Raw genomic sequence first — 13166 nt, forward strand, 5'->3', positions numbered from 1 at the left:
GTTTATTGAGGTATTTTGACAAATATACTAATCCATCCCCAAATTCTTCCTAAAGATTCCTGAAAGGCTTCTTTCTTTTTACTTCCTTTAAATATATTGGCAATTCTAATCATAAGTAATACACCTGTTATTACGTGCCATTTACATCTGTCTATAAATTTAGGATTAGGATTTTTCACTCTCCAAACATACCATCCGTTTCTTACTACCATTTTGCCATATTTAAACTTATTAGGTCTTCCCGAAGGTGCATGATAATGGGCTAATCTTGCAGCAGTATTACAATACAATTCCCCTAATTGAGAAGTTCTAATAGTAAAATCAGCATCTTCATATAAACCATACCCTTCAAAATAAGTTGAAAACTGAATCTTTTCAAATAGTTTCTTTCTAAAAGAAGAAACTCCTCCCATTAGTTGTTCTACAGGATATGTTTTTCCACTTGGAGGCAAAAAACTTATACTTCTTCCATGAGCAAATAAAGGCAAATATCCTGGAGGACAGTTAGTATCTAACTTCATTCTTTTACGAAATTTGAATCGACTGGGTTCTTTTCTTATAAATCCATCCCAATAAAAGTACTTTAATCCGATGTTTTCTTTTTGGCTTTTTTCCCACTTCACCTCATTGGTTATATAACCTCCTACTCCTAATGCGTCTGGAAAGGTTAGGTATGTTTTTAGTATTTCTTCAAAATAATTTGCTTCCAAAATAACATCATCATCTAAAAAACAAACAATTTCTGTTTCTTTATTTACTTTTGTAATACCAAAATTTCTTTGACGTGTCAGACCTCGTTCTTCTTCAGAAACTTGATAATATGTCAGATTTTTATACTGATGTGTAAAAAGTGTATCCTTTGTTTCGGAATCGGGCGAACCATCTACAATAATTATTTGATGAGGATATGTTTTTTGCGCTTTTATAGACTCTAATAAATTAGTTAAAGAGCTTTTCCTTTTATAGGTGCAGATAATAACACTAAATTTCATTTTCTTTTAATTTTTCAGCCCATTTTTCACTTATTTTCCATTGTTTTTTAAAATTTAAAAAGTATGCAAGGGGATTTTTTATATTTTGAACTTTATAAAATTTTAAAAACAATACTGTTTTATATCCCTGCAATTGCTTTAGAGAACTATATTTCCTTTTTACATACATTATAGTGGGCGATGGTTTAGGTTTATATACATCATTCTCCCATGAATGTACAAACTTAGTTCTAAATCCTCCAACCGGTGCCTTTAAATGTAATATTGATGGTTCTGGTAAATAGATTATATCACATCCTTTATTTCGTAACTGCATTCCAAACTCTAAATCTTCTCCAAAACCAAATTCTATTTTTTTATCAAAATATATAAAATTGTAGAATCTTCTATTAAAAATACTACATCCTGAACCGAAAATAGTGGTTTGTGATATTTCCGTACATTCATTTTTTTGATTTTTCTGTAAACAATTAAAAACTACCGAGTCTATTTTTAAATTGACAATAAATTCAAATCCTTTTTCTAAAAATTTTGGTTCTATTCTAATATCATCATCTGCTAAAAAACACCATTTACTTTTCACTTCTTCTAATGCTAAGTTACGCGCATTACAAGCTCCTACTTGATGAGTAAAAATATGTTTTATAAAAAAAGGCCAAGATTCACTATTAATATACTCAAGTTCCGAAACACTTCCTTGTACTGAATTTTGCTCTACAATAATAACTGTTTTGGGTAAATGTGTCTGTAAACTTAAATCTTTTAATATATCATATAAATATTTCTTCCTCCCTATAGTGGGAATAATCACATCAATCGTTTCTTCTTTATAATCAATACTTTGTGAAATTCTTTTAAAAATTAATTCATTTCCTTTATTTTTAGTCTTTGAATAAAAGAGAGTTTTTACAAGATTGAAAAGAGTTATTCTTTTTTCATAAACAAGATAATTTGTAAAAAGTAAATAACACCATACTATTTTATAGTGTTGACTTACAAACTTAAAAATTTCTCCTTGTGTTCCTTGTTTTTTTGAAAAGGAATTAATAGAATTTAGTAGCAACCTAGGTTCTGAATAACAAAACAAGCCTAATGGTTGATACAACTTAGCTACTGAATTAAGAATAAAATCAATTGAATTCTTAGAATACCATAAAGCAATAGGCATTTGTAATATAATACTACTATTGATAGCTCCCACTAAACTACTCATTTGCCAAGTGGGATATTTTATTTTTTTATTAATATTAATAAATGGTGAATCTTCAATATAGCCTATATCTTCTGATAAATAATTCGTATTGGGAGTATATGAAATCATTAATCGATCAAAAGACATAATTTTCAAAATATATTCTTTATTTATAAATTCTTGAGCGTCTTCATGACTCCATACTATAATTTCCTCAGGATTTTTTTTTGCTACTTTATAAATAACCTCTCCTATCCTCTTTTTTTTGAAAGGATCAATAAATACAGCATCATCATTAATTATTTTTGTAACAAATGAAAAATTATGTACAATTATAATCATAGTAAACTCTTGTAAAATTGCATATTTTTTTGTACTATTATTTTAACATCAAATTTAGAGGTTACAAATTTAGAGGCTTCTATTCCCATGTTTTTTGCAAAGTCTTCCTCTTTTAATATCCTATTTATTCTTTGAGCATATTTTTTATGATTGGCAGGGTAAACTAGAAATCCACTTTTTCCATCTTCCATTAATTCTTGCGCCCAACCAATATTACTATTTACTATGGCTTTTTGCATAGCCATTGCTTCTATAGTAACCATCCCTAATGTTTCTGCATACGTTGGAAAAACACATACGTTTGATTTTTGAATATAATCTTTTACTTCATTATAGGGAATTTTTCCTAAATATTCTATTTTATCAAAGATTTCTAATTTTTTGAATTCGTTTTGCAATAACTCCCATGTAGAAACTGAATTGGTTTTTATGTCGTAGGAATCATTTCCTATCAGTACTAATTTTGCATAAGGGTTTTCTTTAAATACTTTTTTTAAAATATAGGGAAGTTCAAAAACTCCTTTTTTTCTAATTAATGTTCCTATATATAAAATAAGTCCTTTATCAAATTCTATTGAGTTTGGATTTTGAAATTGCTCCAAATCTAAACCATAATATATTGTCGTAACTTTTTCCTTTGACAAACCAAAAAGTCTGGCGGAAAGTTCTCCTGCAAATTTAGTGGGGGCTATATAAGCTTGCGCCTTTTTAACGGCAAGTGTTTCAAAAAGTTTATTTTTAATTTTTTGCTTTCTTTTTTCTAAATGGCAAAAGTAAGTATCACTTCCATGAAAACGAATAATTAAAGGAACTTTAAAATTCATAAAAGCTGTAATTCCTGTCCAATCGGGGGCTTCTATTAAATTAATTCCTTCTAAATCAATTACTTTATTTACGTATTTTTGAATATATTTTCTATAAAGATACCATTTAACAAATAAATATTTTTTATCTTGAATAAGATGAAAATCAATTCCGTCTTCATTAAATATTTCATTTTTTTTTTGTCTATAAACAAATACCGTAACTTTCACTCCATTAATAACTAGAGCGTTTGCTAAGTTTTTAATACTGGTTCCCAAACCTCCTGTCTGTTTCATTTTGACATGCGGGTATTCTGGAGTTAAAAAAGCTATATGCATATTATTTTTTAAAAAAATCTTGAATTACTCTTTCTGTTAAGACTCTTGCGCCTTCTTCATTCATGTGACCACAACTAGAAAAAAAAACATCTTCATCAATAAATTTATCATAACGTATTATCTCTGGATAAATTTCTTTTATTTTTTTAAAATAATTCATTCCTTTTGTATTTGCACATATAGGTGTTGTTATAGCAATACAATTAATTTTGTTTTGTATACAAATTTTTTTTATTTCTTCATAGTATACATTCGTTTTAGCCTTTCTTAATCTTAGATCATAAGCTAATTCAGTTCCTTTTCCTATCAAAGGAGTAAAACCTCCATTTAACAAATAAGCTGATTTTTTTTCTATTAGGTTTAAAAAAAATTCTCTTAATCCTATTTTCGCTTCGTATTTAATATATCTATAAAAAGGTAGGTAACATAACCAATAGTAACTATCTATTTTATTTTCATAAAATTCTGAAATAACTTTTGTTTTTTTTATAAAAGGCATAAACTTTGCTCTTGTTCCCTCTGAAAATCCTTCCGTGCTAAGATTCAGATCTACTTCAATTAGTACATTTTTAATTTTAAATTGATTTTCTATCATTATCTTTAACAGCAATAGCGTTTCTTGTAACGTAGAACCGCTCATACCGTAATTGTATGTTTTTATCCCCTTATCTACAAATATTTTAGTAATGAAATGATTATTAGCTCTAGATGAGCCTACTATAACAAGATCATATTCTTTTTTTTTAGAATTAACGACATTAAAGATTTTATCTCTATTTATTGAATTTAAATAAACAGAAGTATATAAAACATCTAAAAGAAAAGCACTTAAAAAAATAAGTACAACTATTTTAAATACAAAAATTAAAAATTTCTTCATTCATTTAAAAACAAATAAGTTATCACCAACAGTATTTACTTTTTAAAACTCTTTTTTTCCAAGTACTTACTAATAAAATATTTTTTACTACTTTGTTAAAAGGGTTTTTATTTTATTCCAAATTTTTTCCGAAGCTAAAGTTGGTTCTTTTCCAACTACAATATCAAACCATTTTTTTCCTTCTGAAACATTTGATAGCTTCTCATCTAAAATATTTTTTACAATAGCTGTTAAATCTTTTTTGTCATGTACAAATAAAGCTGCTTCTTTGGAAGGCATGGAACGAAAATGAATGTATTTATAATTTTGACCAATATCGCGAATTCCTTTTTTTAGCTGTGGCTGCTCGTAATCAAAGAACAAGCATGAATTATTATGTGCAACAAAATCAAAAACCATTGAAGAAGCTATGTTGCCTACAAATTCCGTGTGCTCACAAATATTTGATTGTAGGGCAAAATCTTCTTTTGTTGGCATAATTTCGTTCCATGTTTTTCCTATGGGACGCCATAAAGGATCTATGGAAACGATAACGTCTTTATATTTATCTAATATTTTTTGATATCTATCTGTAAAATCTACAGGGCATTTACGATATATAATCCCCAGATTATATCCTTGTTGGTTCAATTCTTTAACTGATATTGCTAAGTCTTCTAAATAATATTGATCCAATGGTGATGTTACGATATCATCTCCAGAGAAGCAAATGTATTTTTTTTCTAAATCTAAATGATGTGTCTTATAAAAATCTTCTTTTGATTGCAACAAACTCGTATCAAAATGGCTTTCAAATTGTGGTGTTCCGGTGACCAAAACTTGTTCTGGTTTTACATAAGGACAGTATTGAATCAATTCGTTTTTCATGTAATCGCTCCAAACAAAATAATAGTCTGGTTCTATTAAGGTTGTTGCTTTAGGCAAATTATCCCAAGAAAATATAAAACTAGCTGTAGGTATTCCTAAATCCTGTGCTGCTAAAATAGGTGCTATGGCTTGCGTAGGCCTAGGATTGGTACAAAAAATAAAATCGGGTTTTTGTTCTTGTAGTTGTTTTTTGGAATATTGGTATTTTTCAGTTGTTCGTTCTAATTTTTTTATTTTTTCTCGAATTGTTTTTATGCCTTGTTCATTGGATTTAGTGGCTACTAAAAAATCGACGTATAAACTTTTAAAGGCGTTTTTGAATCCTTTATAGGATTGTGGAAAATTATAGGTGTTGTATACTGTTTCTTTATACTTTTTATCAAATAAATTTAACTCTGTTCTTTTTCTGGCTCTTGTAAAAACAGTAGTGAATGGATGTAATTTATTATTGGTAATTTTTATTTCTTCATATCCTATTTCTTTTTTGATATCAAAAGGGGTGTTGTTCCAATATACAATTTCAAATCCTAAATCTTTTCCTATTTGATTAAAATTTGTAAGTGCAAAATTTCGCAGACCAACCCCATCTGGTAGAAAAATAAATATTTTTTTTTGTGACATAAATGTCTTTTTTAAGCTTTTTTAAATTTTAATTTATCTCTTTGGATTTGTTCTATTGGTAAAATGTCTTGTTCTTTATAAGACAATGCTTTATGAACGGCTTTTAGATCTCTTGCTAATTTTCGCATTCCTTCTGGCTCTAAAGATGCTGCATGGTCAGTTCCTTTCCATGTTCTATCTAATGTATAATGACGCTCAATCACATTTGCTCCTAGAGTAAAAGCAGCTATATCTACAGCAATTCCTAAATGATGTCCTGAAAAACCAATATGTTTTACTTTATCACCGTATTTTTGTATTAAGAAATTAATATCTAAAAGACAAACATCTTCAAATGGGACAGGGTATCCTGATGTACAATTATATAATACAAGATCTTTATTTCTATTTTTTTCTACAAAATAGTTAACTAAAGAATCTACCTCATCCTTTGTGGTCATTCCTGTTGAAATATGTATTTCTCCTTTGTAGTTATCACACAACCATTGTAGCATTTCAAAATTATTATTGCATGCGGATGGTATTTTTATAAACTCTGGTTGTAGAGAAGCTATTTCTTTAGCGGATGTAGTATCCCATACAGAGGTAGAATATACGATTCCTAATTCTTCGCAATATTTTTTTAATTGGGCATGTTGATATACATCAAATTCTAAAAATTCTCTATGGGCTCCATAAGTATCGCCATAAGAATTTATAGGATTGGGATGTGGTGAATTGTATTGTTCTTCGGTTAGGAGTTCTTTGTTGTTTCGTTTTTGAAATTTTACGGCATCTACATTACAATATACTTTTGCCATTTTTATAAGTTCTTTGGCAATTTCTATTTTTCCTTTATGATTACATCCTATTTCAGCAATTACATAGGGTTTTTTAAATATCATATCTTTTATTGTATTTCATTATCCATTCACAGGTTTCTCTTATAGCTCCTTCAGAAGAATTTTTATTTAAAATAATGTCTGCGTTGTTTTTCAGCGTTACCGTGGCGTTTTGTGGTGTAAAAGACCAACCAACGGAACAAATACAGGTTAAATCATTTACATCATCTCCTACATAAGCTATATTTCCAAAACTAGTATTTTTATTTAAAACAAAATCTTTTAATAATGAAAATTTATCTTTTACTCCTAAAAAAAGGTTTTTAATTTGTAATTTCTTCATTCTCTCTTCTACTAGTTTGGAATTTTCAGAGGTTATTACAACAACCTCTACGTTATTTTGCCTAAGAATTTCTAAACCCATTCCATCACGCATATCAAATTTTTTCATTAATTCGCCTTCTTTGCTGTAATATACACATCCATCAGTAAAGACTCCGTCAACATCTAGCACTAAATAATCTATTCTTTTTTGTTCTTTTAGTTGTTTTTGTCTTTTAGCTAAAAGCATTTCTACTATTTCCCAATCTGTTAAGCTGTCGATTTCTGTTAATGATTCTTCTGGCATTTCAACTACTGCTATCTTACCGCTTATTCTATTATTAGATTGCAGAAATTCTTTTTTTGTAGTGGCATATATTGCACCATTTTCTATTAAGAGTCCTTCAAAATCTTGTCTTCTAGGTCTTTTAAATATATCATAATTCTGGGCTTCACCTTCATTAGACCAAATGAATCGGTGTGTTTTGACAACGCTTAAAGCAGCATCATAATTTTCATTGAGTTTATTTAAAACCTTATTAATATCATTGGATGTTGTAAATGGTGATGTTGCTTGTAATAAGCACAATATATCAAAATCGTAATTAATTTTTTCTGCTAATTCTTTTATGGCACTTTCTGTTGATGCGGTATCGTTTGCATTTTCGGCACTTCTTAAAAGGGGATATACTTTATTTGTCCAAGTGTATTCTTTTTCGATGAATGCTAGTATTTCTTCATCATCCGTAAAAACAAAAATCTTATCTAATTCAGAAAAAATTGCTTCTGTTAACACCCAACAAAAGAGAGGCCGTCCAAGCATTTTTTTTTTGTTTTTTCCTTTGATTCCTTTTGATCCTTTTCGTAAAGGTATAATGCCTATTTTTTTCATTTATTTACTTTTAAAATAATATTCTCTAACTTTTAAAAAATACTTTTCTATATAATGAGTCATAAAGTAACCTAAAAAACAACTACAAAACACTACAAAAATAAAGTTAATATAATGATTTTCGATTTTGAATTGATGAATCCAGAATATGACAAAAGTATGAATAACATAAATTGAATAAGAACAGAAGCCTATCTTAGCTATAAGATCAACAAGAAACTTAGATAAAACTCTATCTAAAATTTCATTAATGTTAGGAATGAGCAAAACATAACATAATAGGACTCCAAATGCAATATAAACCATCGTAAAACCTATTGTTTTTACAAAAAAAGAATTTAATGGTTCTATAAAAGGAGTAAATATTAAAAATAGTACAGCTATAAAAAATAAATAATATCTTAAGTTGTTAAATTTTTTTCTAAAAAAATGTTCCTTAAAATGATACAAATAGGAAATCAGAACACCAAATAGCAAAGCATCGATTCTCAAATGAGTCATTGTAAAATTACGAATAAACTGTCCTTCAAAGTAAACATTTGAAATAACACGAAGCAATAAAATTAAAACTAAAATTAAAACTAAGATTTTTTCTACAAAAAAATCAGTCTGTACTTTTTTTATATCTTTTAATTTATCATTTGAAATAAAATAAAATATAAAAACCAACCCAAAATAAAAATGTTCTTCGACTGCCAATGACCAACTTGCAGCATAAGCATAGCCCCAACCTGTTGCATAATTCTGTAAAAACAATAAGTCTGTTATTATTTTCCTAAAATCTAACGTCGTACCATTCATAAAAAATGGCACCATATATAATAAGTAAAACAAATAAAAAATCGGATAAATTTTAAAACCTCTTCTTATTAAAAAAAGTTTCCCATCAATCTTATTATAAATTTTATATTCTTTAAAAAGTAATCCCGAAACAAGAAAACCACTTAAAACAAAAAATAAATCAACTCCAATCCATCCCATATTTTTTGTCCAATAAAATAAAAATTGATGGCGAAACAAAACCAATAAAATTGCAATTCCTCTAAGAAAATCTAGTTCTCTTAATCTGTTCATAACTAATCGAGAATTAAATTTTGATTTATTCCTATTGTTAACTCTCCATAATTTGTTAATTCAAAACCATAATTTGCTAATAATGTCATAATATCTTCGCGACAATCAAACTCATCATGAATTTCAATTGCAATACATTTGGTCTTTTTCAGAAAATCTATGGATCCATTTTTACTAAAAATCTGCTTTTCTGAACCCTCAATATCAATTTTTAAAATATCAATATTTTTAAAATTGGTATCTTCCAGAATAAAATCAACCGTAAAAGCCTTTAAATCTGACTGAATTTCAGACTCTTCAACTCGGATAGCCCAATCAGACTGATCTCTAAAATCATGCACAATTTTTAAACTCGTATTCTTATTCCATAATCCTCCTTTAAACAAATGAGCATCAATGTTATTCTGAAGAAAATTATTTTGAATCATACAAAAATTAGTGCTGCTAGGCTCTATAATAGCTAAATTAACTTTTGGAAAAATGCTTTTAAAATACACAGAAGTGTACCCAACATTCCCTCCTGCATCAATTATATATTCGGGATTTGTTCCAAAAAAAGTACAATATAATTCTACAACTTTTTTATATTCATTTCCTCTAAAAATTTGTCCAAAAACCTTTACATCGCTAGATGGAAATTTTCTTATATATAATTCAATTTTAGAGTCAAATAACCTTACTTTATATTTTTCTGGATCTTCAAAAACTAAAATCCCATTTGAAACAATTAAATGATGATAAAGCTCATGTATTAGTATTTGTTTTTGAGTGGGCTTGAATCCAAAAATTTTTAGTACGTAATAAAAAAATAAGACTATTCTATTTTTAAAATTAATTCTATATAAACTTCTTAGTTTAATCATTTTTTTTATTTAATTGATTAACAATCTTAAATTTAATTTTAAGAATCATAAAATCTCGTTTTAAAGTTTTAAAATATGAGACTGTATTTGATATAACAATTTTTTTAACAAAAGAGAGAAGTATTTTTAACTTATTGGGAAATTTTAGTTCTGTATGTAATTGAAAATGTGCTAAAGTCTCATTTTTCAGTCTTTCTAATTGGGATTTTTCATTTCTTTTTATATCATAAAAAAAAGTTTCATTGATATCGTAAATACTATAACCTAATTTGGTAACACGATTTGACCATTCTTTATCTTCACTAAATACTAATGATTCATCAAATTTTACTTTTTCCCAAACTTCCTTTGAAACTAAACAACATGCTGCCATCAAGCCAAAATCTAATGGTTGTCTCACTTCAAAATTAAATTCTAATGCACGTTCAAAATTTTTTGCAGAATTAATAAAACGAACACCTGCCCAATTTTTTTTATTTTGAATAAATGAAAGAGAATTTTTAAAAAAACTATTTCCCATAGGTATTACATGAGCGCTTAATAATAAAATTATATTATTCTTAGCAGATTTAATTCCCATATTGATTGCTTTTCCATAAGTAAACTTATCTATAAAAATAATTTTACAATTATATTTTTTTGCTATTTCAACACTATTATCATTAGAATAATTATCGACTAAAATAATTTCATCAATATCATCATTGTAAAACTTTGTTAGAATTTTCAAAGTTCGTTCAAGTAATTTGGCTTCGTTTTTATTTCTAATAACAATACTTATCATAGTTTTATTTATTTTATGTAAATTCCTTTAGAAACAATTCTCTCTTCTAATAGTTTCAACTACTATTTTCTTTTAGGTATGAAATTATTTCTGGCAAGAATTTACGAAATGTAAGTTTTTTTTATCTTTGATACAAGTTAAACGCAACGCTTTTTTTAAACAGATACTTAACTTATTTGCAAAAGGGTAAATATTTTTCGTTTAAATATGAAATAACATAAAGTTCATTATTTTGGGATGATATTTATTTCAATTTATGGTAATATTTACTTTTTAAAATCTTTTTTTGTTAGAAGCCAATAGGGATAATATTAATAAACTAAATAAAATTAAGGGTATAAAAGTATATTTAATAGGTTAAGGATTTTACTTTTCTTATTTTATCTATTGTAGTAATAGCTATTGGTTTTCTAAATTTTTTCTTTTTTTTATAGTTTATAAAAATATAGTGTAATGCTTTACAATATAGTTTAAAAAACATTACATCTTGTAGTGCATATTTTTTAAGATTATGTAATAGTAACTTTAAGATAGATACGGCAGGTTGTGGATAATAGTTTAAAAAAATAAAAAAGGTGTTTTGTAATTGCTTTTGAAAACGGTAATAATTCTTTCCTTGTTTTTTTCTCTTAATAAGATCTACCCGATGATTTACTATGATCTGATTAGTATACCATATTTCATAACCTAAATTTAATACTTCTAAGGAGAGACAGGTTTCTTCTCCATAAATATCAATCCATACAGGAAATCCTTTCGTTTTTTCATAAACTGATTTTTTTATGGCAAATCCGCATCCTATAAATTCGTTTGTTTCGTACCATTGAACAGGTTCTTGATAGGAATCTAAGGCAGCTTGATCTGTTTTAAAGATCCCTTTTACTTCCTTAAACGCTAATATTCCAATAACTGAAGTTGTAAACAAAGTTCGTATTTGTTCCTTGTAATTCGTTGAAATTAAATGAGCGTCATCATCTAATCCAATTAAATATTTACCCATGGCATGAGGGTATAAAAAAGCTCTGGCAGGTGAAGCTGATATTCGTGTTTTACCAGAGTACCACTTTACCCATGAAAATTCTTCTTTTAACGTTTCTGTTTCAGGACAAGCATCAATATAAACTAAAACTTCGTCATTTTTTAGATCAATAGCTTGTTTTAGAATTAATAACGTTTTGCTTAGATCATCAGTACGATTATGTGTTACTATGAGGTACGAGAACTCCATTCATTTGATATTTGAAGGTACAAATCTACTATTTTTGACTTAAGAAAGACTCTATCATAATGGTAATTAGCATTGACTATATTTATTTCTTGGGCTTTTTTACGCAACTGAAGATCTTGTAATGCTTGTAAAATTAAATTAGCTATTTCTTGCTCATTTTTTGCATCTTGAATTAAAAATCCATTTTGTCCATTTTGAATCACTTCTTCTGTTACACCTCCTGGGTTTGACTGTATGGGAAAAGCTCCCATTCCCATTGCTTCTAGAAGAGCATTGGGCATACCATCAGACAAACTATTGGCTAAATGTAGTGCACTTTTACCCATATAATCTAACAAAATGGCATTGGGTATATATTTTTTTCTGGCGAAAATTTGCACTTTTTCTTGATTAAATAACGGTTTTGACTGCAAATAATTTACAACAACAGCATCTGCACTGTATACTAACAAATCATATTTTTTGAATAGAGTTGGAATGTATTTTTCTATAGATTTCAATATAACTAGGGCTTTCCCTACTCCATCTTCATATCCTTTTACCATTATAGTTGTTCTATTTTCAACAGCCAAGATTGATTCTTTAGGATAGTCAATTCCTCCATTACCTGGATAAATACCTAAAAAATTGGATTTAAAACCTAGTTGTAACGCTTTTCCATAGTCTCTACCACAATCTGTTATTAAATAATCTACTCTATTTAAAAATTGTTGTACAAAAGAAGTGTCAAGTCCTAGACGTTCGTATTGAAATAAATCACTCCCCCATGAGGAATAGACTAAAGGAATGGTCTTGTTTTTTTTTAATACGGAAAAGACAGGATGCCCTGCTAATTGCATTTCAAATACATGAATAATATCAGGTTGTATTTTATTGATTAGCTGCGAAAAAACAGTAGTTACAGATCGTTCATTTTTTTTTTGAATGGTGGAATAAAAACTTGGCAAATATTTTTTAATTTTTTGTCGAAATGGATAGTTCCATTTCATTTTCCAACCTGGATATTGTTTTACCCAACTAATTTTATCCGAAAACCCTGCACCATCTGTAATATCAAACCAATGTACTTCATAGCCTGTTTCTTTCAATTGATTAGTCCATTGAAAAAAATGATGATTGGGTATGGCGACTAAAAGTATTTTCATCC

General features: G+C 27.7%; 12 protein-coding genes. All 12 read right to left on the reverse strand.

The genetic code is table 11. The features are described from left to right. Window positions 1-2: 2 nt before the first annotated feature. Window positions 3-992 carry a glycosyltransferase family 2 protein gene (locus AWN65_RS10270; RefSeq protein WP_060383071.1) on the reverse strand — a complete coding sequence of 330 codons (990 nt, stop codon included), beginning with the start codon at window positions 990-992 and terminating at the stop codon, window positions 3-5. Beyond that, complete coding sequence (locus AWN65_RS10275; RefSeq protein ID WP_060383072.1) at window positions 982-2526, reverse strand: glycosyltransferase family 2 protein; 1545 nt, start codon at window positions 2524-2526, stop codon at window positions 982-984. The genes AWN65_RS10270 and AWN65_RS10275 overlap by 11 nt, the downstream gene beginning before the upstream one ends. Further along, a complete protein-coding gene (locus AWN65_RS10280) occupies window positions 2523-3626 on the reverse strand; it encodes a glycosyltransferase family 4 protein (RefSeq protein ID WP_317224508.1) in 1104 nt (367 codons plus the stop codon). The genes AWN65_RS10275 and AWN65_RS10280 overlap by 4 nt, the downstream gene beginning before the upstream one ends. 43 nt (window positions 3627-3669) lie before the next feature. Beyond that, on the reverse strand, window positions 3670-4548 hold the full coding sequence (locus tag AWN65_RS10285) for a hypothetical protein (RefSeq protein ID WP_060383074.1): 879 nt from the start codon (window positions 4546-4548) through the stop codon (window positions 3670-3672). A gap of 87 nt (window positions 4549-4635) precedes the next feature. Beyond that, a complete protein-coding gene (locus tag AWN65_RS10290) occupies window positions 4636-6036 on the reverse strand; it encodes a glycosyltransferase family protein (RefSeq protein WP_060383075.1) in 1401 nt (466 codons plus the stop codon). An 11-nt stretch (window positions 6037-6047) separates the two neighbouring features. Further along, window positions 6048-6920 carry an N-acetylneuraminate synthase family protein gene (locus AWN65_RS10295; RefSeq protein WP_060383076.1) on the reverse strand — a complete coding sequence of 291 codons (873 nt, stop codon included), beginning with the start codon at window positions 6918-6920 and terminating at the stop codon, window positions 6048-6050. Next, the gene (locus AWN65_RS10300; RefSeq protein WP_060383077.1) at window positions 6910-8070 is read right to left on the reverse strand and encodes an acylneuraminate cytidylyltransferase; all 1161 of its coding nucleotides are present in this window, start codon (window positions 8068-8070) and stop codon (window positions 6910-6912) included. Before AWN65_RS10300 ends, AWN65_RS10295 begins: the two co-directional genes overlap by 11 nt. Beyond that, on the reverse strand, window positions 8071-9144 hold the full coding sequence (locus AWN65_RS10305) for an acyltransferase family protein (RefSeq protein ID WP_060383078.1): 1074 nt from the start codon (window positions 9142-9144) through the stop codon (window positions 8071-8073). A gap of 2 nt (window positions 9145-9146) precedes the next feature. Further along, complete coding sequence (locus AWN65_RS10310) at window positions 9147-10007, reverse strand: FkbM family methyltransferase (protein WP_060383079.1); 861 nt, start codon at window positions 10005-10007, stop codon at window positions 9147-9149. Continuing rightward, window positions 10000-10791 (reverse strand): glycosyltransferase family 2 protein, encoded by a 792-nt coding sequence (locus AWN65_RS10315; protein WP_060383080.1) that lies wholly within the window; start codon window positions 10789-10791, stop codon window positions 10000-10002. Before AWN65_RS10315 ends, AWN65_RS10310 begins: the two co-directional genes overlap by 8 nt. Before the next feature lie 349 nt (window positions 10792-11140). Next, window positions 11141-12019: a glycosyltransferase family 2 protein gene (locus AWN65_RS10320; RefSeq protein WP_060383081.1), complete on the reverse strand. Its 879-nt coding sequence runs from the start codon at window positions 12017-12019 to the stop codon at window positions 11141-11143. Next, window positions 11998-13164: a glycosyltransferase family 4 protein gene (locus AWN65_RS10325; protein ID WP_060383082.1), complete on the reverse strand. Its 1167-nt coding sequence runs from the start codon at window positions 13162-13164 to the stop codon at window positions 11998-12000. Before AWN65_RS10325 ends, AWN65_RS10320 begins: the two co-directional genes overlap by 22 nt. Window positions 13165-13166 lie beyond the last annotated feature (2 nt).

Origin of the sequence: Flavobacterium covae (assembly GCF_001534645.1) — a bacterium.
Lineage (GTDB): Bacteria > Bacteroidota > Bacteroidia > Flavobacteriales > Flavobacteriaceae > Flavobacterium > Flavobacterium covae.

Excerpts from the sequence above, each read along its gene's own strand:
- AWN65_RS10275 (WP_060383072.1), bottom strand. The coding sequence starts at position 2,526 with ATGATTATAATTGTACATAATTTTTCATTTGTTACAAAAATAATTAAT.
- AWN65_RS10300 (WP_060383077.1), bottom strand. The coding sequence starts at position 8,070 with ATGAAAAAAATAGGCATTATACCTTTACGAAAAGGATCAAAAGGAATC.
- AWN65_RS10285 (WP_060383074.1), bottom strand. The coding sequence starts at position 4,548 with ATGAAGAAATTTTTAATTTTTGTATTTAAAATAGTTGTACTTATTTTT.
- AWN65_RS10315 (WP_060383080.1), bottom strand. The coding sequence starts at position 10,791 with ATGATAAGTATTGTTATTAGAAATAAAAACGAAGCCAAATTACTTGAA.
- AWN65_RS10290 (WP_060383075.1), bottom strand. The coding sequence starts at position 6,036 with ATGTCACAAAAAAAAATATTTATTTTTCTACCAGATGGGGTTGGTCTG.
- AWN65_RS10295 (WP_060383076.1), bottom strand. The coding sequence starts at position 6,920 with ATGATATTTAAAAAACCCTATGTAATTGCTGAAATAGGATGTAATCAT.
- AWN65_RS10325 (WP_060383082.1), bottom strand. The coding sequence starts at position 13,164 with ATGAAAATACTTTTAGTCGCCATACCCAATCATCATTTTTTTCAATGG.
- AWN65_RS10320 (WP_060383081.1), bottom strand. The coding sequence starts at position 12,019 with ATGGAGTTCTCGTACCTCATAGTAACACATAATCGTACTGATGATCTA.
- AWN65_RS10305 (WP_060383078.1), bottom strand. The coding sequence starts at position 9,144 with ATGAACAGATTAAGAGAACTAGATTTTCTTAGAGGAATTGCAATTTTA.
- AWN65_RS10280 (WP_317224508.1), bottom strand. The coding sequence starts at position 3,626 with ATGAAACAGACAGGAGGTTTGGGAACCAGTATTAAAAACTTAGCAAAC.
- AWN65_RS10270 (WP_060383071.1), bottom strand. The coding sequence starts at position 992 with ATGAAATTTAGTGTTATTATCTGCACCTATAAAAGGAAAAGCTCTTTA.
- AWN65_RS10310 (WP_060383079.1), bottom strand. The coding sequence starts at position 10,007 with ATGATTAAACTAAGAAGTTTATATAGAATTAATTTTAAAAATAGAATA.